Origin of the sequence: Streptococcus oralis subsp. oralis (genome assembly GCF_002096495.1) — a bacterium.
Classification (GTDB): domain Bacteria; phylum Bacillota; class Bacilli; order Lactobacillales; family Streptococcaceae; genus Streptococcus; species Streptococcus oralis_CU.
Window position 1 is genome coordinate 186,871 of sequence record NZ_NCUO01000009.1, and the last position, 25,697, is coordinate 212,567.

Sequence of the window (25,697 nt, forward strand, 5' to 3'; positions counted from 1 at the left end):
TCAAAGGGGTTTGGTATGCAAAAGGTTAGAATGATTGCCCAAGGCAGGGTGCAGGGTGTTGGTTTTCGTTGGGGTGTTGTTACTTTAGCTCTTGAAATCGGTGGCATCACTGGTCGTGTCTGGAATAACGACGATGGCACAGTGGAAATTCTTGCTCAGGCAGACTCCTCTGCCACTATGGCAAAATTTATCCAAGAAATCCGAAAAGGTCCGACACCTTTTTCAAAAGTTACCTATCTAGATGTACAAATGAGCAACTTTTCATCCTATTCGGACTTCAAAGTCGCAAATTAGGTCTCTAGAACTATTGTATATTTTACAAAAAAACAGTAGAATAGAAAGGTATAATTTTTAAAGAAGGAATGAAAACATTGAAATCTATTAAACGTTTTGCCCTCTCTGCTATGGGAGTGGCTATGCTACTCGTCTTGACAGGCTGTGTCCAAGTAGACAAAGCCACAGGACAACCTACAGGATTGATTTGGAATACCATCGGAGCACCTATGGCTGAAGCTATCAAGTACTTCGCTACTGATAAAGGTCTAGGCTTTGGTGTGGCTATCATCATCGTAACCATCATCGTGCGCTTGATTATCTTGCCACTTGGTATCTACCAATCATGGAAGGCAACGCTTCACTCTGAAAAGATGAATGCCCTCAAACACGTGCTTGAACCACATCAAACACGTCTCAAAGAAGCAACCACTCAAGAAGAAAAACTTGAGGCTCAACAAGCTCTCTTTGCAGCTCAGAAAGAACATGGCATTAGCATGTTCGGTGGTGTAGGATGTTTCCCTATCCTCATTCAAATGCCTTTCTTCTCTGCTATCTACTTTGCAGCCCAATACACTGACGGGGTAGCTAGCTCTACCTTCTTGGGTATCGATCTTGGTTCACCAAGTCTGCTCCTTGTCGCTTTCGCTGGTATCCTCTACTATCTCCAATCACTTCTTTCACTTCATGGAGTAGAAGACGAGATGCAAAGAGATCAACTAAAAAGAATGATTTACGTGAGTCCACTCATGATTGTCGTCTTCTCCCTCTTCGCACCAGCCAGTGTGACGCTTTACTGGGTTGTCGGTGGTTTCATGATGATTCTCCAACAGTTCATCGTTAACTATGTTGTTCGTCCAAAACTCCGCAAAAAAGTTCGTGAAGAATTTGCAAAAAACCCACCAAAAGCAAGTTCATTTTCAACTGGAGGCGGACGCAAAGATGTCACTCCAAACCAAGCAACTGCGATCATGACTAATAAGAAACATAAAAAACGCAATGCTGGTAAACAACATTCTAGAAAATAAGAAAAAGGCTTAGCTGAGAGGCTAAGTCTTTTTGCATCACAAAAGCCCGATGTCTCCATCAGGCTTCTTTTTTATCCATGAACACGTTTCATGTAATCTTGGTAACTTTCTGTATCCATCAATTCCTTGGCATTCTTGACACGGTCTGCTGTTGGAGGTTTGACCCCTTCAAGCGAATAAGGAATCCCAAGTTCACGCCACTTGAATTCTCCCATCGTATGATAAGGTAGGATTTCAAACTTGTCAACATTTTTGAGGGTCTTGACAAACTTACCAAGTTCGATCAAATCCTCATCTCTATCTGTCAATCCTGGAACCAGCACGTGGCGAATCCAAACAGGCTTCCCGATATCTGATAGGTACTGGGCACAGGCCAAGATGTTTTTATTGGTTTGGCTTGTGACAATCTTGTGCTGTTCTTCGTTGATTTCCTTGATATCCAGAAGAACCAAGTCTGTTACCGCCATGAGTTTATTAAACTTTTCGAGATAACGTGGTTTATTACGGAACGGAAGGGCACAGGTATCCAAGGTACAGTGGATTCCTTTTTCCTTGGCCTTGGTAAAGAGGGCAATTAGGAAATCAATCTGTAAGAGGGCTTCTCCACCACTGACAGTGATTCCTCCCTTGTCTCCCCAGAAACCACGGTAGCGAAGGGCTTCTGTCAAGACATCGTCTACTGTCCGTTCGCGTGATTTATTGGTCTCCATAGCCCATGTGTCTGGGTTATGGCAGTACTGGCAACGCATGTGACAGCCCTGCAAAAAGACAATAAACCGAATCCCAGGGCCATCTACCGCCCCAAAACTCTCTGTCGAATGCACCATTCCTGTCACTTGTCCATAGTCAATTGTTTCTTCAGACATATCGTCACCTTCCTTGAAACCGTTTTATAGTTTTATTATATCACGAGTGAGATGAAAAACAAGGTTTTTTGTCTATTTTTTAGAAAGCAATCTGTTTTTCACTTTCATTTTCATTCCCTTTTAGTGATCTGGTTCAAAATCAAAACCATATAAGGTTGCGAAATAGTCCTCAGGGCGCTCTGCACGGCGGATTTGGCGGACTTTGCCTTCTTCGGTATAGAGGATTTCTGCCGAGCGTAGTTTGGCATTATACTGGTAACCCATGGAGAATCCATGTGCACCTGTATCATGAATCACTAGCAAATCACCGATTTCTGTATGAGGTAGTTCGCGGTTCACTGCAAATTTATCATTGTTTTCACAGAGTGAACCGACCACGTCTACCACCTCAACAGGTTCATCTGGATGAGTAAGATTAGTGATATGGTGGTAGGCCCCATACATGGCTGGACGCATGAGGTTGACTGCTGAAGCATCCACACCTAGATAGGTACGGTAAGTTTTTTTCTTATGAGTGACTCTTGTGACCAAAGCTCCGTGAGGGGCTAACATAAAGCGGCCCAATTCGGTGAAAATTTTAACCTGACCAAGACCTGCTGGCGTAAGGACTTCCTCATAAACCTTACGAACTCCCTCACCAATCACAGCAATGTCATTTGGCTCCTGCTCAGGACGATAGTTGACACCAATACCGCCGGAAAGATTGATAAAGTCTAACGAAATACCCAACTTTTCCTTGATTTCAACAGCCAATTCAAAAAGCTGACGCGCCAACTCTGGGTAGTAGAGATGGGTGACAGTATTGGATGCTAGGAAAGAGTGAATCCCAAATGTCTTGGCTCCTTTTTCCTTTAAAACTGCAAAGGCTTCAAAAAGCTGGTCCTTGGTCATGCCAAACTTGGCTTCTCCAGGATTGTCCATGATATCTGTTCCTAGCTCAAAAACGCCTCCAGGATTGTAACGACAAGAGATGATTTCTGGAATACCTGCTGCACGCTCCAGATGTTCAATATCTTCAAAGGCATCCAAGTTAATAGTTGCACCCAATTCACGCGCATAAGCGTACTCTTGGTCTGGCGTATTGTTTGATGAGAACATGATCTCAGAACCGGGGAAATCCAGTTTATGGCTCATCAAAAGTTCCACATAACTAGAACAGTCCACACCACAACCTTCCTCTTGGAGGATTTTCAAGATGGCTGGGGTTGGAGTGGCCTTGACGGCAAAATATTCTTTGAATCCCTTATTCCAAGAAAAGGCCTGGTTGACTGCTCTTGCTTTTTCACGAATCCCCTTCTCATCATACAAGTGAAAGGGAGTCGGGAACTCTGCAACAATTGTTTCTAAATCTTCACGGCTGATAAATGGTGTTTTCATAAGCATCCTTCTATTCTGTTTGCAAAGAAAGGCTGGGACAATCGTTCCAACCTTTAGTTCTATCTCTTATTTGTCTTCGTCAAAGATATTTCCAATCTCAACATCGATGGATTGGTTCTTAACATCAATATTGGTTACTTTCAAGAGTGACTTGTAATCAAACTGCTTTTCACGTTCTTCTTGGGCATTGTCTGCAAAGACTGCGACACCAGCTAGTTCAGAATCAAACTCACGCAAGAGACTAATCATCCCGTTGACAGTTCCGCCGCCTTTCAAGAAGTCATCCACAATCAAGACACGACTGCCTGCCTTGAGACTGCGTTTTGAAAGGAACATTTTCTCAATGCGGTCACCGCTGGAACCTGAAACATAGTTGACGCTGACCGTTGAACCTTCGGTAATTTTCAAGTCACGGCGCACAATGACAAATGGAACGTTGAGGACATTGGCAACTGCATTTGCGAGTGGCACACCTTTTGTTGCTACTGTCATAACGGCATCGATTTTTTGGTCCATAAAGCTCTTGGCAATGATGCGCCCAATATTTTTCAAAATGGCAGGTGTACTGAGCAAATCAGATAGGTAGATGTAGCCACCTGGCAAGATACGGTCGCTTTCTGAAAGTTTGTCACGCAAGTCGGCGATCATTTCTTTGGCTTCATGACTCGAGATTGATGGTGTAAAGATAACGCCACCACCTGCTCCAGTCACAGTCTGAATATGGCCGATTTCGATTTCCTCAAAGGCACGCTTGATAATCACGATGTCCTCTGAAATCGATGATTTAGCAGATTCGTACTTTTCTGCAAAGGTATTGAGACTGGTTAGTTTGTATGGATTATTAATCAAATAGTTGGAAATGACAACCATCCGATCACTTCTTCTTAATTTCATTTTTATTTACCATTCCATTTAATTTTGATATTTTATCCATTATACCACATTCACATAAAAAAACGAACATTATTGCGTAAAAAATGCTCGTTTTTCTTAAATCATTAATCTAAATCTGGTTTATAGAAGGAACGATTGTCCATAGCGAAGATTTTATTGGTCATTTCTCCTTTATCCACCAAAGCAAGAGCTGTTGTCATCATCATCATGCTGGCATCGAGATTATCGATCATATGAATAATCTCTGCCTCCATAATGCGCGGACGGACTGGACTTCCATACTCCAGTAAGCCATGGTGACTGAGGATGACATGGCGCAGTAGCACCACTTCTTCTCTAGTATCATCGATGCCTAGTTCCATGACAGTCTTGGTAATTTCGCTATCGATGAGGGCGATATGTCCAAGGAGATTGCCTCGTACTGTATACTCCGTCTGGTCTGGTCCCGTCAACTCAATAACCTTGGCCAAGTCGTGCAACATAATCCCAGCATAGAGGAGGCTCTTGTTGAGCTGAGGATAGATCTCACTAATGGCATCTGCCAAGCGCACCATGGTTGCTGTATGATAGGCCAAACCCGTTTCAAAGGCATGGTGGTTGGTCTTGGCAGCTGGATAGGAGTAGAATTCCTTATCATACTTGGTGTAGAGACTACGAACGATACGCTGCCAGACAGGATTTTCAATCTTGAAAATCATTTGCGACATGTAGTCACGGATTTCCTTGACATCAACTGGAGATTTAACCTTGAAGTCAGCTGGATCGTTGGGTTCCCCAGGTTGAGGTAAACGAAGCGTGATTTGATTGACTTGAGGAGTGTTATTGTAAACTTCTCGACGCCCCTGCATGTGGACGACTTTCCCAGCGGTAAAGGTCTCAACGTTATGAGGTTGGGCATCCCAGAGTTTCCCTTCAATCTCGCCACTATCGTCTTGGAAGGTAAAGGCTAGGTAATTTTTCCCAGCACGCGTCTGTCTTAGGTCAGCTGACTTAATCAGGTAAAAACCTTCAAACAGCTCATCTTTTTTCATGTGACTAATCTTCATATTCTTCCTCATCTTCTTGGAAATGGAGTAGATCAAGCGCAGGCTCACCTTCTGATAATTCAATGTGACGGAGCGTCCGCTCGATAGCTGTGGTACGACGGTTTAATAATTCATCAATATTGCCAGAGGCATGTTGGAGATGCTTTTGTGCTTTGACCAGAATGCCACCAAACTTGCCAAACTCGGTCTTGACGCTGGCAAGAGTCTTGCTGATATGGTCGGCACTCTTTTGGATATTGAGAGTCTTGAAGCCAACTGATAGAGAGTTAAGCAGGGCTGATAGGGTACTTGGACCAGCAACAATAATCTGCTCCTCCCGTCTCAAATCATCAAAGAAGACCGGATTGCGGACGATCTCTGAGTAAAGTCCTTCTGTCGGAACAAACAAGACTCCAAAATTGGTCGTCCGAGGTGGCGCTATGTACTTGCTCTTGATATCCTTGGCAAAGCGCTTGACGCTTGCTAAAAGTGACTTACGACAGCGTTCGATTTCGTCCTTATCGCCTGCTTCATAGGCTTCTTCTAGGCGGTAGTAATCCGCCAGTGGAAACTTGGAGTCAATCGGCAAATAGACATATTCCTGGTCGCCTTGGCCAGGTAACTTGATGGCGTACTCTACTCGCTCGCTAGAGTTTTCAACCGTTGCAAATTCTCGTTCGTACTGGGCAGGAGTCATGATGTCTTCGATGATTTGCCCCAGTTGCAATTCACCCAGAATCCCTCGCGTCTTGGTCCCAGAGAGAACCTTGTTAAGAGCACCAACATCGCGGGCAACTGTCTGCATCTCTCCAAGACCACGATTGACAGACTCCAGTTGTTTGGAAACTGTCTCGAAGGAAGCCTGCAAGCGCGTCTGCAAGGTCTTTTCTAGCTTTTCCTCGACCGTCTGGCGCATTTGTTCTAAACGTTGCTCATTTGATTCTTGCAGGGCTTGGAGACGTTGGTCAGTCTTATCTCTAGTTTGCAACAGATTATCTGTCATTTCTTGACGGACTTGCGTCAGGCCTTGGTGCAACTCCATTCGCACTTCTTGCAAACGGTCGCTGACAGCCACTTCCAAGTCTTTTTGATCCAGCTGGCTGGCTTGTCTGGCTTGTTCAAAGCGGTAATCCAGTTGATCTGAAAGATTGTCTGCCTGATCCTCCAAGCTCTTGGCTAGGTACTTGTCTTGCTTATCTTGCCTTTGCCAAATGAGAAAGAGTCCAGCTAGGTTGGCAATTAATAATAGTAGTAATACAGTCTCCATCCTACCTCCTGTCCTTGCTATGCAAGACAACCACATAGCCATCAGGGCAAGTCACCGAAACTTCCCTATCTATATATTCGTTAGAAGCGTATACTTTTTTAAAGAAAAAATTCTCCTCTGTCAATTCGTACTTGGCACCAAGAATAGTCAGCTGGCTATCCCGAACTGGCATAAAGGCTAGATAGTCATAGTCCGATCGGGGTTCTAGCTGACTGGTTCCTTCTGGACAATAGGCAATCACATTTTGCCCATCCTCAATCGCTATCTGGCGCATATAGGGTGCCAACTTGGGATTGCTAGGCAGAAAGACATTGGCCAGCATGTGGTCGATCCGACCACCAAGAGCACCGAAAATAGTCACCTGAGCCTGGGGATTTTGCTCAAAGATGGTTAAAAGAGCCAATTCCAGATCCGTATCATCCTTTTCTGGCTGGGCTTGGACAAAATGTTGGGCACATTTTTGAATCAACTGACGTTCGTCTGCAGTCACGGAATCAAAATCCCCAACTGCTAGAGTGAGAGGCAGATCTTCTTCCAAGACCCAGAGCGAACCGCGATCCACACCGACAAAACAATCAAAATCCGTCCGATAATGACCGCGATCTCCGCCGGCAAAAACGGCAACCCTAGTCCAATTGTTTTCTAAGAGTTTGCACTCGTTCATTGACATCTCCCTTAAAGACATAAGACCCTGCTACAAAAACGGTAGCACCAGCTTCTTTGGCTTGAGCAATGGTCTGGTCATCAATACCGCCATCGACTTCAATTTCAAAGTTCAAACTTTTTTCCTCACGAAGGGTAACCAACTCACGAACCTTATCCATGGTTTCAGGCAGAAAAGCTTGTCCGCCAAATCCAGGGTTAACTGTCATGACTAATACTTGGTCAACTAAGTGTAGCACATGCTTAATCGCCTCCACAGGTGTCCCAGGATTGATAACCACAGAAGGTTTAACACCGAGAGAGCGAATTTTTTGGAGGGCGCCATGGATATGAGGCGTTGCTTCCACATGGATACTGATGATATCCGCTCCCGCACGCGCAAAGTCTTCTAGATGATGTTCAGGATTTGCTACCATCAAGTGGCAGTCAAAGACCATCTTGCTATGAGGGCGAAGAGCTTCAACCACACCTGCACCAAAACTGATTTGCGGTACAAAGTGACCATCCATGATATCGATATGGGCATATTCTGCACCAGTTGCTTCTAGGCGTTTGATTTCACATTCAAAGTTGGCATAATCTGCTGCCAGAATTGACGGAGCAATCTTGTATTGAGACATAGGTTTCTCCTTATTTTGGAATTTTTTTGCTGACTTTTTTGTAGGTTTCTCTGCGATTTTCAATTTCACTGAGAAATTGCAGGTAGTTGTCAAAACGGAAGGTTGCAATGATACCCTCTTCGACAGCCGGCTTGACCGCACAGGACGGCTCATGGGTATGGGTACAGCTACGGAACTTGCAATCTCGACTGATACTAGCAATCTCTGGAAAGGCCTGATTGAGGTCTTCAGCCGTTGACACTTCATAATCCAGTGATGAAAAGCCTGGTGTGTCCGCGATTTTACCCCCATTGAGGTTGTAAAAACTAACAGCTCGAGTGGTATGACGACCGCGACCCAGACTGTCTGAGATCTCTCCTGTTTCAAGATTGAGATCTGGTGCGATTTTATTGAGGAGGGTTGATTTTCCAACACCTGTCTGCCCCATAAAGACCGTCACTTTTCCTGTCAACAAAGGCAAAAGTTCTTCTTTACTAGTCACAAAGTCGTAACCAATGGCACGATAGGTTTGTTGGTAAAAACTTAATTCTTCCCTATCTTCCAGCAAGTCCATTTTAGAAATATAAACAATAGGATGAATGCCCTTGTGTTCCAAAAGAACCAAGAAACGATCCAACAAGTTGCTGTTGAAGTCCGGTTCCTTGACGGACATGATCACCACAGCTTGGTCAATATTGACAATGGGCGGACGGACCAGACTGTTTCTCCGTTCGTGAATCTTGAGGATATAACCTTCGGAATTTTCCTCGGCAGAAAAATCTACCCAATCCCCAACGTAGGGTGTATGACCTTTTTTGCGGAAATTCCCACGCGCACGTGTCTGATAGACTTGGCCATCACTCTCTACATAATAGAATCCTGCCAAGGCTTTAATAATTTGTCCCTGCATCTTAGAGTCCTTGTCCTTTAAGCGCATCTGAAAGGCTAGCAAATTCTTCCAAGCTAAGTGCTTCCCCACGCACAGATGGTAACAAGCCTGCTTGGTCCAAAGCCTTGGTCAGCTTATCCTTGACTTCATCAGTTTTCCCAAAGTAGCCTGTTAAGTTGTTCCATAAGGTCTTACGACGATGGGTGAAACTAGCCTTGGAAACCTTAAAGAAGAAGTTCTCATCTTTCACTGCTACAGCTGGTTCTGGACGACGTACCATTTTCAGGATAGCCGAGTCAACATTCGGCGCTGGCACAAAGACCGTACGAGGCACGATAAAGGCAACCTTGGCTGTCATGTAATACTGGACAGCAATCGACAAACTACCGTAAGCCTTGGTATTGGGTTGAGCGGAGATACGATCCGCCACTTCTTTCTGCATCATGACGACAAACTCACTAAAAGGAATGCCACTCTCGATCAAATGCATGAGAATAGGCGTTGTGATATAGTAGGGCAAATTGGCTACTACCTTGATTGGCAGGTCAGGATTTTTGAAATTCTGGATATGCTGGATCAAGTCAACTTTGAGAATGTCCTCGTTGACTACTGTCACATTGTCAAAATCACGCAGGGTATCCGCTAGAATTGGCACCAAACGGTGGTCAATCTCAAAGGCCATAACCTCTGCCGCACGCTCTGCCAAAAATTCTGTCAAAGCACCAATCCCTGGCCCGATTTCGATGACATTAACCTGATCATCAATTTCAGCCGTATCCACGATTTTTTGAAGGATATTGGTATCCGTCAGGAAATTTTGCCCGAAGGACTTTTTAAAGGTAAAACCGTGACGCTCCAGCACTGCCTTGGTCACGCTATAATCTGCAATTCTCATCTATTCTCTTTTCTATAGTTACTACCTCTATTGTAACACATTCCCCTGGTATTTTGGGAGTGCTTAGCTATTATCATAACTTTCCATCACTTCTTCCACTTCGGCCAAGGTCACTCCAAACAGAGTTAAATATCTGAATTTCTTTCCACTATTGAAGCAGTCCATGAAATTTATTTTTCTCATCCTTTATGGATTGTCTCTTGAGAAAGTCAGGTGCTCAAGCAAAGAATAGAGTTTTTCTTGCTCCTCTTCTTCGTAAGCAGGTGCATTTGCTTTTACTTCCTTGCATTTCTCGTCATACAAAAATCCTTCATAGCGATCTTCTGTAGATAAAGCTGTATAAACTTTGGCCATTTCTTCAGGACTAATCGAAAGTTTTGACTTAATTTTATACAGATTTTTCATAAAAGCGCTGAGGTGATTGTAGCGACGCATATCTACTTTGACATTGGTCACACGGATTGCCTGAACCTTGATACCTTCCCAATGTTCTCGCATATAAAGTGACAACATCAACAAGGCCAGTTTATTTTGATAATAGGTCTTAGCAGGACTGTAATGTTTTTGACCAGATAAATTTTCAAAATCAAGTTTCATGAAAGGATAGAGTATCAGCCCTTGAGAAGAAATATTAATAATCCGACCACTCTCAGACTTTTCTAACAAACCTTTCAACAAGATAGAAAGCAAGAAAGGGGCGGCAACATTGGTCGCAAATTGCTTTTCTAAACCATCCTTAGTCAGGATGGGCTTTTTAACTGACAAATCAAAGTCAGCTGCATTGTTAATTAGAACGTCTAGAAAGTCTTCTTTTTGAATATACTGTTCCGCTGCTTCCCTGACACTCTTCATATCAGATAGATCAACCAAGATATAATCTACATGTGGATTTCCTGTCTGTCGACGAATTTCCTCACAAGCTTGCTCCGCAGCTTCTTCCCGTCTACAAAAGAGAGTTACCGACCAGCCTTTTTCAGCCAACTGTTTAGCAACCTGATAACCAATGCCACTATTGCCACCTGTAATAATCACTCTTTTCATTTCTGACTCCCTTGGACTGAATACTTAGCTATCACCTCTTCCACTTCTGCCAAGGTCACTCCAAACAACTCCAACCGCTTGAGCAGCTGTTTTCCATTGGAATAGCCGATGCGGAGCTGTTCGCCTAGATACTCTCGGCGCCTACGACTGTCTGCTCCCGCCAAGAAACCTAGGCGAATCAAGTCACCACGACTGATGTCAAACTCGTTCTCGTTTTCAAATTGCTCTGTCACCTGAGCCAGCGCTGTTTTCAGGTCCTCATAGCTAGCGTGTTCAATTCCCAGAGAACGTCCCTTGGACTTAGATTTGGGAACCGCTTCATCACGTTTGAGAAAGGCATGCTGCACTGTCGGAAGGGCAGTCATAATCATGCGACGAATGCGCTCACCGTTAAAATCTGGATCTGTAAAGACAATCACTCCATGCAATTCATGCAGGCGTTGGATCCGCTCTATGTCCTGATCATTGATTGCCGATCCTCGTGTCTCATAGGTCTCTACATCAAAGTAACGTTTGAGATTGGCCGTATCATCCCGTCCTTCGACTACGATGACTTGGGAAATTTTTTCTTTCATGATTGTTTTTCCAATCCAAAAATACGCTCTGCATTTGCAGTTGTTACTGCGGCTAACTCCTCAGTCGTCATCCCACGCAAATCCGCAATAAAGTCTATCACATAGCGAGTATAGGCTGTTTTGTTTTCACGGCCACGTTTAGGAACTGGTGCCAAGTAAGGGGCATCTGTCTCTACCAAAATCTTATCCAAAGGTAACTCTTTAGCTGCTTCCTGAACATCTGTCGCCTTCTTGAAAGTCACCACTCCTGAGAAGGAAATCGTCATACCAAGCTCGACAAACTTCTCAGCCCACTCCAGAGAACCTGAAAATGAATGCATGATGCCACCACGAGGGCCGACGCCCTCACTCTTGATAATCTTATAAGTATCTTCCAGCGCATCGCGGGTATGGACCACAAAAGGTAAATCCAAGTCCTTGGACAGCTGAATCTGACGGCGAAAAACCTGCTCCTGTACTTCCTTAGATGCTGTCATCCAGTGATAGTCCAGACCAATCTCCCCCAAGGCAACAACTTTTGGATGTTTTAGTTTTTCCAGCAAGTAAGCTTCGACCTCATCTGTGTATGTCCCTGCTTCAGTCGGATGCCAGCCAATAGTTGCGTAGAGTTGCTCATACCCATCTGCCAACTCTAGGGCCCGTTCAATGGTTGGCTTGTCAAAACCAACAATATTCATCCGCGTCACACCCATCTCAGCAGCCAAGGCGATTTCTTCTGCCTCACGGCCTGTAAATTCTTCCACATTTAAATGTGTGTGCGTATCAAAAATCATCTCTTCTAACCTCATTTTCTTCCATCTATTATACCAAAAATAGCATCCCTCGGCTTGTAAAAATATTCTAATACCAATCATTCTCCCTTGACTGCTCTTTTTCAAAGCAGTATAATAACACTTATTGAAATTTTCAGCAAAGGAAAAGAAAATGTTTAGAAAATTAAAATATACCTTTATCGGTCGACCACTCAAGTCTCTCACAGACGGCGAAGGAGGGTTGTTGGGAAAAATGCAGGCACTTGCAATGTTATCCAGTGACGCCCTGTCTTCTATTGCCTATGGGCCTGAACAAGTCATTCTCGTTTTAGTTAGTCTCTCTCCTCTCGCTATTTGGTGGAGCCTCCCTATCGGTATTTTTGTCCTCTTACTCCTCGCTAGTTTGACCATTTCCTATCGTCAAATCATCCACGCCTATCCTCAAGGTGGAGGAGCTTATATGGTCACTCGGGAAAATCTCTCCCCTGAACTGGGCTTGATTGCAGGAGGCAGCCTCCTTGTTGACTATATGCTGACAGTAGCCGTATCCGTTGCGTCTGGAGCTGATGCTATTACAGCAGCCATCCCTGCCCTCCATCCCTACAATCTTCATATCTCTATTTTCCTAGTCTGCCTGCTCATGCTCTTGAATTTAAGAGGATTGAAAGAATCTGCCAGCTCTCTGATGATTCCCGTCTACCTCTTTATCTTCAGTACCGTCTTTCTCTTGCTTTATGGGGTCTTTCAACTGTTTACAGGTTCCCTAAACTATCAGGCGACTTCAACCATTGGACAAACTGTTCCGAGCCTTTCCATCGTTCTCCTATTGAGAGCCTTTACCAGTGGTTCTGCCTCTCTGACAGGGGTTGAGGCTATTTCAAATGCGGTACCATTTTTCAAAACTCCGAAAGAAAAGAATGCTGCTCAGACCTTGACCATCATGTCGCTGATTTTAGGATTTCTTTTTGCAGGCATTACCTTCCTAAACTACTGGATGGGCATCACGCCTCAAAATGGAGAAACCATCCTCTCGCAAATGGCCAAGGGCATTCTTGGTGATTCATTCTTTGGTCATGCTAGCTACTATCTTTTCCAGTTCTCAACAGCCTTGATTCTAGCTGTAGCAGCAAATACTGGCTTTTCAGCCTTCCCTATGCTGGCTTACAATATGGCTAAAAACAAGTACATGCCCCATCTCTTTATGGAAAAAGGGGATCGTCTTGGCTACTCCAACGGTATCTTAACTCTGGCTTTTGGAGCTATGATCCTTCTTCTCATTTTTAACGGGAATACTGAACGCTTGATTCCTCTTTATACTATCGGGGTCTTCGTTCCCTTTGCCCTTTCTCAGACTGGGATGATTCGCCATTGGAAAAAGGAAAAAGGAGCAAACTTCTTAAAACCTGCCTTTGCTAATATCCTAGGAGCCATCATTTGTTATGCTATTGTCCTCATTTTACTCCTCTTCAGACTGGGTGATATCTGGCCATTCTTCCCAATTATCCTAGTTTTAACCTTCCTCTTTTTGTCCATTCACAGCCATTACCAAAAAGTGGCAAAACAACTGCGACTCTACGAAGGAATTGAAAAGCGCACTTATGACGGCAACCTTGTCCTTGTCCTAGTAGGAAATGTCACTCGAGTAAGTGTCGGAGCCATTAACTACGCTCAAAGTATCGGTGACGAAGTGTTGGCCATGCACATTTCTACTAAAGAAACGGCTGAAAAAGACCAAGAAATTCTTCAGGAATTTGCCGATTACTTCCCAAATATCACTCTGAAGAATATCAATACCAGCTACCGCGACATCATCACCCCTAGCGTTAAGTATGTCAAACGAATCGCCCAAGAAGCTAAGCAAAAAAACTACACCGTTACAGTCCTTGTCCCACAGTTTATCCCTAACAAGCCTTGGCAAAATATCCTGCACAATCAAATGAGCCTCAAACTAAAATACGCTCTCAGATGGCATGAAGACGTCGTTATCGCTAGCTACTCTTATCACTTAAAAGAATAAACAAAAACTCAAAATCAGTAACTTATATCTGGTTTTGAGTTTTTTGTATGTGATCTTTTAAATGAGCCCTCCATGAGTTCCATTTGAAATCGGCGATTTCGTGGGCAGTGCACTCTTTAAAATCAAAAGAAAAGCCAGTAGACTCGAGTTCCTACTGACTTCTTTGTTGAATTCGTTTGGATTATGCAGCCAAAACTTTGCGTCCTTTACGACGACGAGCTGCCAATACGCGACGACCGTTTTTAGTTGACATACGGTTACGGAATCCGTGTTTGCGCGCACGACGAAGTTTACTTGGTTGATAAGTACGTTTCACGATGAATACCTCCTCATAGATTTTGTATTCGTTTAGCCGGCTATAAAGTGATCAGTTACTAAACATACTTTACTATTCTATCTGATTCTTACCTATTTGTCAATAGCTCTAAGTAAATGTTTCCTGCTTTTCCCTATGAAAGCCTTATCTACGATACTGACTCAAGAAACGTGTCATCTTTTCTTGGATTTGCGCTAATTCGTCCACACGAGGAAGGTAAACGATACGGAAATGGTCTGGTTCCTTCCAGTTAAAACCACGACCATGAACCAAGAGAACCTTTTCCTGCTTCAAGAAATCAAGAACGAACTGTTCATCATCATCGATGCGGTACATATTGCGGTCAATTTTAGGGAAGATATAAAGACCCGCCTTCGGCTTGACTGCAGACAAACCTGGGATATCTTGGATAGCATTGTAAATGAAGTTTCTTTGCTCGTAAATTCGTCCACCAGGGAGGAGCAATTCATCCACTGACTGGTGCCCACCTAGTGATGTTTGTACGACTTGCTGGGCCAAAACGTTAGAGCAAAGACGCATATTGGACAGCATATTGAGCCCTTCGATATAGCCCTTGACATGGTGCTTAGGACCAGACAAGACCATCCATCCTACACGAAAACCAGCGATACGGTGAGATTTTGACAGACCATTCATGCTGACACAGAAGACATCTGGTGCCAAGCTCGCCACAGGCGTATGCACATGTCCATCCATTACCATGCGGTCATAGATTTCGTCCGCAAAGATGATCAAATCATTCTGACGAGCAATCTCAATAATCTCCAACAAGAGTTCCTTAGGATAAAGGGCTCCAGTTGGGTTATTTGGATTGATAAGAACGATTGCCTTAGTATTGGAAGTAATTTTTGACTTGATATCGTCAATATCTGGGTACCATTCTGCAGCTTCATCACAGATATAGTGAACGGCATTTCCCCCAGCTAGGCTGACCGCGGCTGTCCAGAGAGGGTAGTCTGGCATAGGTACCAAGACCTCATCGCCATTATCCAAAAGCCCTTGCATGGACATAACAATCAGCTCACTGACACCATTTCCAAGGTAGATATCATCAATATCCACATTGGGGAATTTCTTTAGTTGGCAATACTGCATAATGGCCTTACGGGCTGAGAAAATCCCTTTGGAGTCAGAATACCCCTCACTATCACGCGCATTCATAATCAAGTCATGAATGACCTCATCTGGCGCTGTGAATCCAAATTCTGCTGGATTCCCTGTATTCAGACGTAAAATCTTTTCTCCGTTTGCTCGCATCCGCATAGCTTCTTCCAAAACAGGGCCACGGATATCATAGGCAACATGCTCTAACTTACTAGACTTGTTATATTCTTTCATCTTGTTTCCTCAATTCATAGAGATAGTAACATTATACCACTAGAAAGGGATTGCGACAAGTTTCCTGAAATGAGCAAGCAAAGAAAAAACTCATAACGACTGGGTTCTCACTGTCTAAACAACTAGAATGCAGAAGTATTTTCTCACATACCAAAAGACAGACCTAGAAAGATCAGCGCTAAAAAGGAATCATACAAAAGATTAAACATGAGAAAGAGCCCCCACGTGACCAAATAGTCCAAGCGACCACTTCTCTTTGCAATCACAAATAAAATGATGTGGTAGACTAAGTGAAAGAGAAGAAAAGCAACAAAACCTGGATAGAGAACGGGTACGACTCTTTCCAGCTGCCAAAGCATCACTACTTCCACTACAAGTGACGCAAGGATAATTCCATGATAAAGAAAACTTGTTTTTTTAGAAGCTTGAACAGAATCTTTCATACTTTCTCTCCCCCACTGTGTTTCCTACTATCTTGTTTTCTTTTATTTTAACATATCTCTACCAAATCAAATCTCCGATAATATTTATTTAAAAATGATTTTTACTTTACTTCTTTAGTGAAAAGGGTTACAATAACAGTAAGAAAATTTCAGGAGGTTTCATTATGGCACAACGTTACCAAAATGTTATGGTCGCAATTGATGGTTCTAAAGAAGCGGACTTGGCTTTCGTCAAAGGTGTTTACACTGCTCTACGCAACGAATCCAAGCTCACCATTGCCCATGTTATTGACACACGCGCTCTTCAAAGCGTATCTACCTTTGATGCTGAAGTTTACGAAGAACTCCAAGTCGATGCTGAAAGTCTGATGAAGGAGTACGAAAAGCGCGCAAGAGATGCTGGTGTGACCGATATTCACATCGTCATCGAAATGGGAAATCCAAAAACCCTCCTTGCCCGTACTATTCCAGACGCAGAAAATGTTGATCTGATTCTCGTTGGTGCAACAGGGCTCAATGCCTTTGAACGCCTCTTGGTTGGCTCTTCATCTGAGTACATTCTCCGCCATGCAAAAGTCGATTTGCTGGTCGTGAGAGAAAGTGAAAAAACATTGTAATCATTAAAAAAGGGAGCCTTGAGCTCCTTTTTGTTTGTCCTGATTGGGTCACAAAAAGGCTTTAATCAATTGTTTAAAGCCTCTATCTTATTTAGAAAGTAGTCAATCTCAAAAGATTGAATTATTTGTAACTGTATGCCCAGTAGTATACACCGTTTCCATCAACTACTGCTGCTACAGCTCCTTCAGTGACATTCGGATCGAGAAGCAAGTCTCTCAAACCACTGTTTGCCCATTTCTTAACGACAACAGCAGCATCTTCATCACGACGTCCTACAAAGCCTGTGCTATCGTATTGACGTGAAATTTCATTTACTTTTGGAAGTGCTTGATTTTGATAAATGTCTTCAGACCAAGTCAATTCTTTCAATCCTTGAGCTTTACGAGTCTCATTGATTTTAGCGAAAGCTTCTTTCGCTTTTGAAACATAGTCATAGTTTGTATCGTTTGTTGCTTCAACACGGTAAACAAACTTCACATAACCAAATTCTACATCACTGTATTTCTTGTCTTCGACACCACTCTTGAGATTTGCAATCAAGACATAGTCCTTAGCGTATGGGTTTTCTTTAGTCTTCTCAAAGATTTCTGGATCTTCGATTTCCCACTCAACTTTAGCATCCCAACCAGAGTTATCAAGGAACTTAGGATTCATTTTTTCGATGACATAGTTTTTGAACTCTTCAACATTCTTGAATGGCAATGCTTGACCTGCTTTAGCAGTCGTTACCAAGTTAGTTGAGTAAAGTTTCACACTTGAGTTCTTGTCACTGTACATGTACTCGTCATCAGCAGTGTTTTCGTGAAGTTTTGGATCACGAGCTGGATCGTTTGGATCAGTCATCCCTTGAAGTTTCCATTTTCCTCCAAGCCACTTCCAGTATGCTGAGTAACCTGTACGCTCTGAGTTAGATGGTACATAGTAGTAATGTACACTACCGTCGAAGTAGTAGTTTTTATCATTCTTGAGGACTGCATCACCTGGTTTACCTGGTGGGTAAACCAATTTTGGAGTTTGTCCATTTGGTGCCCAAGCCAAGTGTTCCAATCCTTCAGCTGGTTTTTCAACATAATCAGGGATTTGGTTTTCACTTGGTTCATCAGTCGTTACCAAACCTGGTGTTGTTGGGATAGCTGGAGTTGCTGGTGTTTCTGGTTTTGGTTCTGCTGGCGTTTCTGTTGATGGCTTGAATGGATCAAATTCACTATCAGCACCATTAATTGGTGGATTTTCTGGTAGGTCAACACTTGGAGTTGCTGGTTGTTCTGGTTTTGGCTCAGCTGGTGTTGTTGGCTCTTCAGGTTTATCACTAGGAGCTGGTGTTGGAGTCTCTGGTTCTGCTGGCGTTGGAGCAGGAACTTCAGGTTGGCTTGGTTGTGCTGGCTCAACCGGAGTTGTTGGTTGTGCTGGTTTTGGTTCAGCAGGTGTTGCCGGTTGTGCTGGTGTTGTATCAGCAGAATCTTTCACCAATACCCACTTACCATTTTGGTAGTAGTAATAATCACCATTGTCCAATACATAGTAATGGTAACCATTTTCATAACGATAGTGTGGGTCGTTTTCCAAGTTGTTAGTAGATGAGTTGTTATTACTATTGTTTGTCAAAGGTTTCCACTGACCGTTACGATAAATACGGTAGCTACCGTCGTTCATACGGTAGTAGTGATTGCCATTCCAGTAAATATAGTTTTCATCGCTAGCAAGGTTGTTGTAATTATTCCAATAGTTATAACCATAGTAGTTGCTACTGTTGTCATAGCCATAGTAGTTACTCCAATTATTGTAACCGTAGTTGTAACTTGGGTAATAGCTACCATATCCATAGTTATAGCTTGGGTAATAACTGTTGTAGCCATAGTTATAGCTTGGGTAATAACTGTTGTAGCCATAACTTCTTACAGTATAGTTTGATGTGCGACTACGATTTGCAGTAGTACGGTTAGAAGTACGATTGCTTGAACGGCGGCTAGTTCTTGTATAGTAACTATTATTTCCATTCCAATTGTAAGCAGCGTGAGCTTCACTTGGTGCAAAAGTTGGAAGCATTGTTACAGCTGTTAAAACAGAAGCTGTCAAATAGGTATATTTTTTCTTCATTTCAACCTCTTAATTCTTTAATTTTTAAACTTGAAAATTAAAATAATAAAAATTTGGAAAGCAATTGTGCACAATTTTATAACTAAACCTCAAAACTAGAGTGAATTCTTCACATCAGCTTGTTAACAGGCCTGAAATAAACAAGTTGACTTTCTGTCTTTAAAAAGAGCATATTATAGCAGCATGAGGATTTTATATTTATTCGCTTTCTGAATTTATTCTAACACATCAACTTTCAAATATCAAATAATTTGACTTGTCTTTTTTTTGATGTTTTTTTAAAAGAAAAGCTAGATATATTAGTAATATATCTAGCTTTTTAACTATTCTTTGTAAGAAACGTAATTTCCTGTTATTTTATTTTCACTATCTTTTCATTTTTTTCTTTTCTTTTTCTAGTATAAATATGCTAATAATAATTAGTGATATATATAAAATTGTTCGGTTTTTCAGCTCAAAAAATCCCCGAATTTTTCATACAGGGAAAAGAAATTTCTCTTATTTTTTATTTTTTTCTTTCTTTATGTCGCTCATAAGCTTTAAACTGACGTTGTAGTTCCTGTCGGATGGCAGGTTCCGGAGCATATTTTTCTTCCCAGTCATCTGGCTTTAAAATCTTGTGTGTAACTAGGTCAAAATGAGCTTTCCCATCAGGGAAGACCTTTCCCATATTTGCTTCATGAACAATATCAAAAATACGTTCTGGATCTACTCCCATCAAAACAAAACTACCGTATGTAAAATACAGTGTGTCAATCAAAGCATCCACTTGACTGACCAGATTTTGCTTAGCAGGCGTCTTTTTCGCCACTTTCTCTGCCGCTTTATCAAGTGCCTCATGCATGCTTGCAAGGGAGTCTTGGAATTCTTCCTCCGAAGAACTTGCTGCACGAACAAACTCCACTAATTCTTCAATTTTAAAGTCTGCGCGGTGGGTTGCACCTTCAGCATCCCATGCCTGTGGCTCTTCTTGAGTTCGTTCATCCATCATGTGGTGGAAGGTTTTAACCTTATTAAAGTGGTAGTCTCGACTGACAAACACTTTTTCTGAAGCCAAAACACCAAAGTGCTCGAGCGCCTTGTGGATACCATCTTGTTGATTACTTGCCGTAATATGCTTGGCAACTTCTTTGACACTGCTACTACCATTTCCCATAGCAACCGACATACCAACACCCGCCAACATTTCCAGATCGTTGTCGGAATCACCAAAGGCCATGACTTGATTGAGATCAAAACCATATTCTTTCCCGACTCGGCGAATGCCTTCTAGTTTAGAATTTCCTTGGTTAATGATATCTGCTGCAAAAGGATTGCTTCGAGTTAATTTCAAGTCGTCAAAATCACTTGCTGCCTTCTCAGATTCTTCTGGCGTCATCAGCATCAAAACTTGATAAATGGGCTGATTAATCAAGTTAAGCAAGTCGTCTTCCTTTTGAGGAACTGCCTTGCTGACCATTCGATTAAAGGAACGGCTAACGGTTCTTGTCAGAACAGTCGGAATAAAACGACTAACCAGTTGGGAAAAGGAGCCGAGACCAAATGACATAATTTTCGAACCAACAACGGCATGCTCGGTTCCAAGAGCGATTTCTTTACGCTCCTTTTTAGCGTAAGCAATCAGTTGACGCAGGCTTGACTTAGCAATCGGACTCGCAAAGAGCACCTTTTCTTTATTAAAAATGTATTGGCCATTGTAGGTCACCGCAAAGTCTAGGTCCAAGTCTTCCATCAATTCCTTGACAAAAAACGGCCCTCGTCCTGTCGCTACTCCAACAAGCACTCCTTGCTCTTTGACAATCTTAATCGCGTCCTTAGTGGATTTCAAAACACTCTTGCGATCGTTGACTAGCGTTCCATCGATATCAAAAAAAACAGCCTTGACTTCCATCCTGTCCCATTCTCCCCTTTTGTGTTACAATGATTATACCACATTTCAGAAAGAGTGACTAAATCATGCCTAAGAAAATCCTTGTTTTACATACAGGTGGGACTATTTCCATGCAAGCAGATGCCACTGGTGCCGTTGTAACTAGCCAGGACAATCCCATGAACCATATTTCCAATCCGCTTGAAGGGATTGAGGTTCATGCCCTAGACTTTTTTAATCTGCCAAGCCCTCATATCAAACCCAAGCATATGCTTGCACTCTATCATAAGATTAAAGAGGAAGCTGATAACTACGATGGAGTTGTCATCACACATGGTACAGATACCTTAGAAGAAACAGCCTACTTCCTTGATACCATGAAAATCCCGCCCATCCCCATCGTTCTAACCGGGGCCATGCGTAGTTCAAACGAACTTGGTAGCGACGGTGTTTATAACTATCTGAGCGCTTTACGAGTTGCCAGCGATGATAAAGCAGCCGACAAGGGTGTGCTGGTCGTCATGAACGACGAGATTCATGCAGCAAAGTATGTTACCAAAACTCATACGACCAACGTCAGCACCTTTCAAACCCCAACACATGGACCACTTGGCCTCATCATGAAGCAAGAAATCCTCTACTTTAAAACGGCTGAACCTCGTGTCCGCTTTGATCTTGAGCATATTCAAGGTCTAGTTCCCATCATCTCAGCCTATGCCGGTATGACAGACGAGCTGATCGATATGTTAGACTTGGAACAGCTGGATGGCTTAGTCATTCAGGCTTTTGGAGCAGGCAATGTTCCCAAAGAAACAGCTCAAAAGTTGGAAAATCTCCTCCAAAAAGGAATCCCAGTCGCCTTGGTCTCACGTTGTTTTAATGGCATTGCTGAACCTGTTTATGCCTACCAAGGTGGGGGGGTTCAATTGCAAGAGTCTGGCGTTCTCTTTGTCAAAGAACTCAACGCTCAAAAAGCTCGCCTCAAATTATTAATTGCCCTTAATGCTGGATTAAAAGGACAAGCCTTAAAAGACTATATGGAAGGCTAATCCTCTTCTCTAGAAAGCAAATCAGGAAATCTCACGATTTCCTGATTTTTTCTATTTACGTTTTCGTGTAGAGCGGCGTTCTGTCAAACCATGAGGTAAGAGAACTTCACGTTCTTCCAATTCTTCCTTATGCATAATCTTAGTCAACATACGCATGCTGATAGCACCTAAGTCATAAAGAGGTTGGGCAATAGTAGTCAAGTTTGGACGAGTGAATCGTGCAATCTGAGAGTCATCTGTCGTAATGATTTCAAACTCTTCTGGTACAGACACACCGTGGTCAGCCAAACCATTTAGGACACCTGCTGCCAATTCATCGCCTGTTACAACTGCGGCTGTAGCTTGTGATGAAATCAAGCGTTCTGCCAAGGCATAACCATCATCATAGCTGTATTTTGATTCAAAGACCAATCCCTCGCTATAAGAATGTCCAGCTTTTTTCAAGGCTTCCTTGTAACCAATCAAACGAACCTTGCCATTGATATCATCGACGAGTGGTCCACTCACAAAAGCAATTTTCTCGTTTTCTTTGAGAAGGTAGCTCACGGCATCAATCGTTGCTTGTTTGTAGTCAATATTCACACTTGGAAGTTGGTGTTCTACATCCACAGTACCGGCAAGAACAACCGGTGTCCGTGAACGAGAGAATTCTGAACGAATCTTTTCAGTCAAGTGATAGCCCATAAAGATAATCCCATCGACTTGTTTTGAAAAGAGAGTGTTAACCACTGAAACTTCCTTTTCATCATCCTCATCACTATTTGCTAGGACAATGTTATACTTGTACATTTCAGCAATGTCGTCAATCCCCTTAGCAAGTGTTGAGAAATAACCATTGGTAATGTTAGGAATCACAACTCCGACTGTCGTTGTTTTCTTGCTAGCCAAACCACGTGCTACCGCATTTGGACGATAGTCCAAGCGATCAATCACTTCTAGGACTTTTTTTCGAGTGTTCTCTTTAACATTCTTGTTGCCATTAACGACACGGCTAACTGTTGCCATTGAAACTCCTGCTTCACGGGCGACGTCATAAATCGTTACTGTATCATCTGTGTTCATTCCGTTTCCTTTCTATAATGAAAATTTCGCTTTCACGCATCTACTTACTCCATTTTATCACTTATTGTAAACACTTTCAAGTATTTTTTAGAGAAACTTTGAAAAAATTTCACAGTTTATTCCCATTTTGAAAAAGCAATTACGATTTCTTGATTTTTAAGACATTTTGCTGTATGATAAGGAAAATAAAAGGGGGATGAAAACATGGCTTTTACAAATACACAGAGACGTTCCGCTAGTTTTGGTGTCGTGACCAGCCTACCTGACGATGTCATTGACTCTTTATGGTATATTATCGATCATTTCCTAAAAAATGTCTTTGAATTAGAAGAAGAGCTTGAGTTTCAACTGCTCAACAATAAGGGGACCATCACCTTCCATTTTTCTAGCCAGCACCTTCCGACTAGCATCGATTTTGATTTCAATCATCCTTTCGATCCGCTTTACCCTCCTAGGGTCCTTATTTTAGACTTGGACGGCAGAGAAACCATCCTCCTTCCAGAAGAAAATGACCTATTTTAAAAACTCTAGCTTCTTGGCGCAAACTGCTGAGGAACTAGAGTTTTCTTTTTCTAATAAATGGATCGACTAACAACTAGACCATTGGGTTTTGTATACTCTAAATCAAGGTAATCCTGATAAGTCCCTGGCACAATGAAACCTTGGGGACTCAATATATCAGTCCCAGCTTTTCCTACGATAGAGTCTGCCAGCAAGACACAATTGGTACTGAGAACAAAGTAGGTCTTAAACTCGGATGAGCTGAATTTATAGAGGGTCGCATCTGCTTCCTCTTTCAGTTGGTAGGAGTAGGTATGCTTGACCTCTCCCTCTCTTCTTTTCATCAACTGCGAACTTGGTTCCCAAGGAATTAACAGGTCTTCTATCTCCGCTAAACGCGCTTGGATAGCTGCTTTCTGTTGGTCCGTCAAACTCAGACCATAAGCAAACAAGGTCTTCTGACTTTCCCTCTTACAGAGTTCGATGTATTTCTCCCGATTGGCCTTAAACAAAACACCGTCTCCAACCATACCAAATAAACGCTCCGAGTGGGGATCATAGGAACCATAGGAAATAACCTTCCCTTGATAACAAATATCCACATGTCCCATGGCGAGGAAGAAGGAGGTTTCTGAGGTATGGATAAAAATTTCCAGGTCAACCGTCTGGTCGTTTTTTCTTTCTGAATGAACTTCCCCTTCTTGACTTTCATGATTTGCCAGCCACTCATTTAGTTTTCGCAAGGTGCTGATAGGAATCAGAGCCGTCACAAAGATCGGCAGAGTCATTCGCATACGTCGTTTCAGCTTGGGATTGTTTTCTATCCTTTCAAAAAAGAATCCGTCCCGGAGGCTACTGGCTCCTAGCATGAGCAAGTAAAATCCAAGCAAGAGCAATTCAAAATTCGCTGCATCGTGAAAAGGAGAGATGCTATAAAGCCCGAATCCTATCATCCATACAGCATCAAAGAGATGATGGATCCGAGGATGAATGGCATTTTTTCGATAGAGAGACCAGGTCACAAGACTAATGATGCCTGTAAACAGCTGGTAGCTCGCAATGATAAAGACCAAGAGATAGAGGGCAAGATCTTGCAAAATGATAGAGTCAAACACGAGAGCCGCTACCACCAGCTTGCCCAAGGTTACAAAGATATTTTCCCGACGTTTTTTATCTTGAAACCAGCGAGTCAACAAGTGCCAAACTGCTGACAAGGAAAAGTAGGCCATCAACAACTGGTACCCCATTCGTGGAATAACTTGTCCAAAACGAATCAAGAGGAGCCCTAAAACAATAGCAAGTAGTCCCTCCCCGATACTCTTCCACTTGCTATAGGTCTCGGAAAGCTTAGGCATTTCCTTGCTCCAACTGGTCAACCAAATAACGAATTGGTTGCTTTAGGATCGGATGGATAAAATGGGGAGCTATTTCCACTAACGGCTCAAGAACAAAGAGGCGTTCTGCTATATAAGGATGAGGCAAGATGAGGTTGTCTGTATAAACGATCTGGTCCTCCACAAAGAGCAAGTCCAAATCAATCAAACGAGGCCCCCAATGCACCTCTCGAACCCGTCCCATTTCTGACTCAATGGCTAATAATGTTTCTAACAAGACTGGAGCCGGTAGCCAGGTTTCTACTTCAATCACCTGATTGGCAAAGCTATCCTGTTCCACACCACCCCAAGGTTCCGTCGTCAAAACACTGGACTCTTTGAGAATATGGATGCCACGAGCTCGCAGGTTGTCAATGGCTTTTCCCAAGTTTGCTTGCTTATCTCCCATATTACTTCCTAGGGCGATAAAGGCCCGTTGCTTACGACGGTGAATGGTCACCGAGCAGGTATCCAACGGTAAATGCACTGGAGCCCAAGGTTTTTTTAGTTCCAACTCAATCTCTTGGACAAGAGGATAGGTCTCAAAGGTACGTTCAACTAGTTTGTAGGCTACCGTTTCAATCAAATCCTCAGTGCTTTCCTGAAACCAAGTCTTCCACTGCTGACACAGTTCTCCGTAATGGACAGATGCTGTTAAATCCAATTCTGTAGCCGCCTTGGTCATATCATAGGATAAGCTTGCGGAAATAACAAACTTCTGCCCCAATTCCTTCTCACTAGGGAAAAGACCATGATAGGCAAAAATTTCCAAATCTTTAATCTGCAGTTGATCCATAACTTGTCCTTTCTAGAAAAATCCGCATGAAGCGGATTCTTTTTATACTCAA

The 25,697-nt window shown here is 42.8% G+C and carries 26 protein-coding genes; 6 read left to right on the forward strand and 20 right to left on the reverse strand.

All coding sequences use genetic code 11. The annotated features are described in order from the left end of the window. The first annotated feature begins 15 nt into the window (after positions 1–15). On the forward strand, positions 16–294 hold the full coding sequence (locus tag B7717_RS01915) for an acylphosphatase (RefSeq protein WP_001174609.1): 279 nt from the start codon (positions 16–18) through the stop codon (positions 292–294). Positions 295–371: 77 nt separating this feature from the next. Then, the gene (gene yidC, locus B7717_RS01920; protein ID WP_049479479.1) at positions 372–1,301 is read left to right on the forward strand and encodes a membrane protein insertase YidC; all 930 of its coding nucleotides are present in this window, start codon (positions 372–374) and stop codon (positions 1,299–1,301) included. A gap of 71 nt (positions 1,302–1,372) precedes the next feature. Here the strand turns inward: yidC and pflA are convergent, their stop codons facing one another. The 12 genes from pflA to B7717_RS01980 all read right to left on the reverse strand — a co-directional run bounded on the left by pflA (position 1,373) and on the right by B7717_RS01980 (position 12,165). Continuing rightward, positions 1,373–2,167: a pyruvate formate-lyase-activating protein gene (gene pflA / locus B7717_RS01925; RefSeq protein ID WP_001288281.1), complete on the reverse strand. Its 795-nt coding sequence runs from the start codon at positions 2,165–2,167 to the stop codon at positions 1,373–1,375. 120 nt (positions 2,168–2,287) lie between these two features. Further along, positions 2,288–3,544 carry a diaminopimelate decarboxylase gene (locus tag B7717_RS01930; protein WP_084944084.1) on the reverse strand — a complete coding sequence of 419 codons (1,257 nt, stop codon included), beginning with the start codon at positions 3,542–3,544 and terminating at the stop codon, positions 2,288–2,290. A gap of 66 nt (positions 3,545–3,610) precedes the next feature. Continuing rightward, a complete protein-coding gene (gene purR, locus B7717_RS01935) occupies positions 3,611–4,438 on the reverse strand; it encodes a pur operon repressor (protein WP_002874197.1) in 828 nt (275 codons plus the stop codon). A 104-nt stretch (positions 4,439–4,542) separates the two neighbouring features. Continuing rightward, the gene (locus B7717_RS01940; protein ID WP_084877567.1) at positions 4,543–5,484 is read right to left on the reverse strand and encodes a 3'-5' exoribonuclease YhaM family protein; all 942 of its coding nucleotides are present in this window, start codon (positions 5,482–5,484) and stop codon (positions 4,543–4,545) included. Continuing rightward, positions 5,474–6,730 (reverse strand): DNA recombination protein RmuC, encoded by a 1,257-nt coding sequence (gene rmuC / locus B7717_RS01945; RefSeq protein ID WP_162285015.1) that lies wholly within the window; start codon positions 6,728–6,730, stop codon positions 5,474–5,476. Before rmuC ends, B7717_RS01940 begins: the two co-directional genes overlap by 11 nt. A 1-nt stretch (position 6,731) precedes the next feature. After that, positions 6,732–7,394, reverse strand: a complete 663-nt coding sequence (locus B7717_RS01950) for a thiamine diphosphokinase (RefSeq protein ID WP_084880050.1) — start codon at positions 7,392–7,394, stop codon at positions 6,732–6,734. Further along, positions 7,357–8,013 carry a ribulose-phosphate 3-epimerase gene (gene rpe / locus B7717_RS01955; RefSeq protein WP_084880049.1) on the reverse strand — a complete coding sequence of 219 codons (657 nt, stop codon included), beginning with the start codon at positions 8,011–8,013 and terminating at the stop codon, positions 7,357–7,359. Before rpe ends, B7717_RS01950 begins: the two co-directional genes overlap by 38 nt. A gap of 10 nt (positions 8,014–8,023) precedes the next feature. After that, on the reverse strand, positions 8,024–8,902 hold the full coding sequence (rsgA, locus tag B7717_RS01960; RefSeq protein WP_084880047.1) for a ribosome small subunit-dependent GTPase A: 879 nt from the start codon (positions 8,900–8,902) through the stop codon (positions 8,024–8,026). Position 8,903: 1 nt separating this feature from the next. Continuing rightward, positions 8,904–9,776, reverse strand: coding sequence for a 16S rRNA (adenine(1518)-N(6)/adenine(1519)-N(6))-dimethyltransferase RsmA (rsmA, locus tag B7717_RS01965; RefSeq protein ID WP_084880046.1), 873 nt, complete (start codon positions 9,774–9,776; stop codon positions 8,904–8,906). 186 nt (positions 9,777–9,962) lie between these two features. Continuing rightward, complete coding sequence (locus tag B7717_RS01970) at positions 9,963–10,817, reverse strand: SDR family NAD(P)-dependent oxidoreductase (RefSeq protein WP_000832168.1); 855 nt, start codon at positions 10,815–10,817, stop codon at positions 9,963–9,965. After that, positions 10,814–11,392: a ribonuclease M5 gene (gene rnmV, locus B7717_RS01975; RefSeq protein WP_084880044.1), complete on the reverse strand. Its 579-nt coding sequence runs from the start codon at positions 11,390–11,392 to the stop codon at positions 10,814–10,816. Before rnmV ends, B7717_RS01970 begins: the two co-directional genes overlap by 4 nt. Beyond that, positions 11,389–12,165 (reverse strand): TatD family hydrolase, encoded by a 777-nt coding sequence (locus B7717_RS01980; RefSeq protein WP_000575652.1) that lies wholly within the window; start codon positions 12,163–12,165, stop codon positions 11,389–11,391. The genes rnmV and B7717_RS01980 overlap by 4 nt, the downstream gene beginning before the upstream one ends. A 151-nt stretch (positions 12,166–12,316) precedes the next feature. Here B7717_RS01980 and B7717_RS01985 point away from each other — a divergent pair, with 151 nt between their 5' ends. Beyond that, a complete protein-coding gene (locus B7717_RS01985; RefSeq protein ID WP_084944085.1) occupies positions 12,317–14,161 on the forward strand; it encodes an APC family permease in 1,845 nt (614 codons plus the stop codon). A gap of 181 nt (positions 14,162–14,342) precedes the next feature. Here the strand turns inward: B7717_RS01985 and rpmH are convergent, their stop codons facing one another. The 3 genes from rpmH to B7717_RS02000 all read right to left on the reverse strand — a co-directional run bounded on the left by rpmH (position 14,343) and on the right by B7717_RS02000 (position 16,279). Further along, positions 14,343–14,477: a 50S ribosomal protein L34 gene (gene rpmH / locus B7717_RS01990; protein WP_000831905.1), complete on the reverse strand. Its 135-nt coding sequence runs from the start codon at positions 14,475–14,477 to the stop codon at positions 14,343–14,345. A 144-nt stretch (positions 14,478–14,621) separates the two neighbouring features. Continuing rightward, entirely contained in the window at positions 14,622–15,836 is a 1,215-nt protein-coding gene (locus tag B7717_RS01995) for a pyridoxal phosphate-dependent aminotransferase (RefSeq protein ID WP_000666454.1), read from the reverse strand. 143 nt (positions 15,837–15,979) lie between these two features. After that, positions 15,980–16,279, reverse strand: coding sequence for a hypothetical protein (locus tag B7717_RS02000; protein WP_042768287.1), 300 nt, complete (start codon positions 16,277–16,279; stop codon positions 15,980–15,982). A 164-nt stretch (positions 16,280–16,443) separates the two neighbouring features. Between B7717_RS02000 and B7717_RS02005 the strand changes: the two genes are divergently transcribed. Further along, complete coding sequence (locus B7717_RS02005) at positions 16,444–16,896, forward strand: universal stress protein (RefSeq protein ID WP_000079162.1); 453 nt, start codon at positions 16,444–16,446, stop codon at positions 16,894–16,896. A gap of 121 nt (positions 16,897–17,017) precedes the next feature. Here the strand turns inward: B7717_RS02005 and B7717_RS02010 are convergent, their stop codons facing one another. Beyond that, positions 17,018–18,994: a CAP domain-containing protein gene (locus B7717_RS02010; protein ID WP_084944086.1), complete on the reverse strand. Its 1,977-nt coding sequence runs from the start codon at positions 18,992–18,994 to the stop codon at positions 17,018–17,020. Between the two features lie 505 nt (positions 18,995–19,499). After that, positions 19,500–20,885: a Cof-type HAD-IIB family hydrolase gene (locus B7717_RS02015; protein ID WP_061426609.1), complete on the reverse strand. Its 1,386-nt coding sequence runs from the start codon at positions 20,883–20,885 to the stop codon at positions 19,500–19,502. 65 nt (positions 20,886–20,950) lie between these two features. On the opposite strand from B7717_RS02015, the gene B7717_RS02020 reads away from it, so the two are divergent. Continuing rightward, positions 20,951–21,913 carry an asparaginase gene (locus B7717_RS02020; RefSeq protein ID WP_084944087.1) on the forward strand — a complete coding sequence of 321 codons (963 nt, stop codon included), beginning with the start codon at positions 20,951–20,953 and terminating at the stop codon, positions 21,911–21,913. 51 nt (positions 21,914–21,964) lie between these two features. Here the strand turns inward: B7717_RS02020 and ccpA are convergent, their stop codons facing one another. Beyond that, positions 21,965–22,975 (reverse strand): catabolite control protein A, encoded by a 1,011-nt coding sequence (gene ccpA, locus B7717_RS02025; RefSeq protein ID WP_001090635.1) that lies wholly within the window; start codon positions 22,973–22,975, stop codon positions 21,965–21,967. 204 nt (positions 22,976–23,179) lie between these two features. Between ccpA and B7717_RS02030 the strand changes: the two genes are divergently transcribed. After that, positions 23,180–23,497 carry a DUF960 domain-containing protein gene (locus B7717_RS02030; RefSeq protein ID WP_000886044.1) on the forward strand — a complete coding sequence of 106 codons (318 nt, stop codon included), beginning with the start codon at positions 23,180–23,182 and terminating at the stop codon, positions 23,495–23,497. Positions 23,498–23,547: 50 nt separating this feature from the next. Here B7717_RS02030 and B7717_RS02035 read toward each other — a convergent pair whose 3' ends face one another. After that, positions 23,548–24,831: a membrane protein gene (locus B7717_RS02035; RefSeq protein WP_001125354.1), complete on the reverse strand. Its 1,284-nt coding sequence runs from the start codon at positions 24,829–24,831 to the stop codon at positions 23,548–23,550. Continuing rightward, positions 24,824–25,645 (reverse strand): 2-amino-4-hydroxy-6-hydroxymethyldihydropteridine diphosphokinase, encoded by an 822-nt coding sequence (gene folK, locus B7717_RS02040; protein WP_000372502.1) that lies wholly within the window; start codon positions 25,643–25,645, stop codon positions 24,824–24,826. Before folK ends, B7717_RS02035 begins: the two co-directional genes overlap by 8 nt. Positions 25,646–25,697 lie beyond the last annotated feature (52 nt).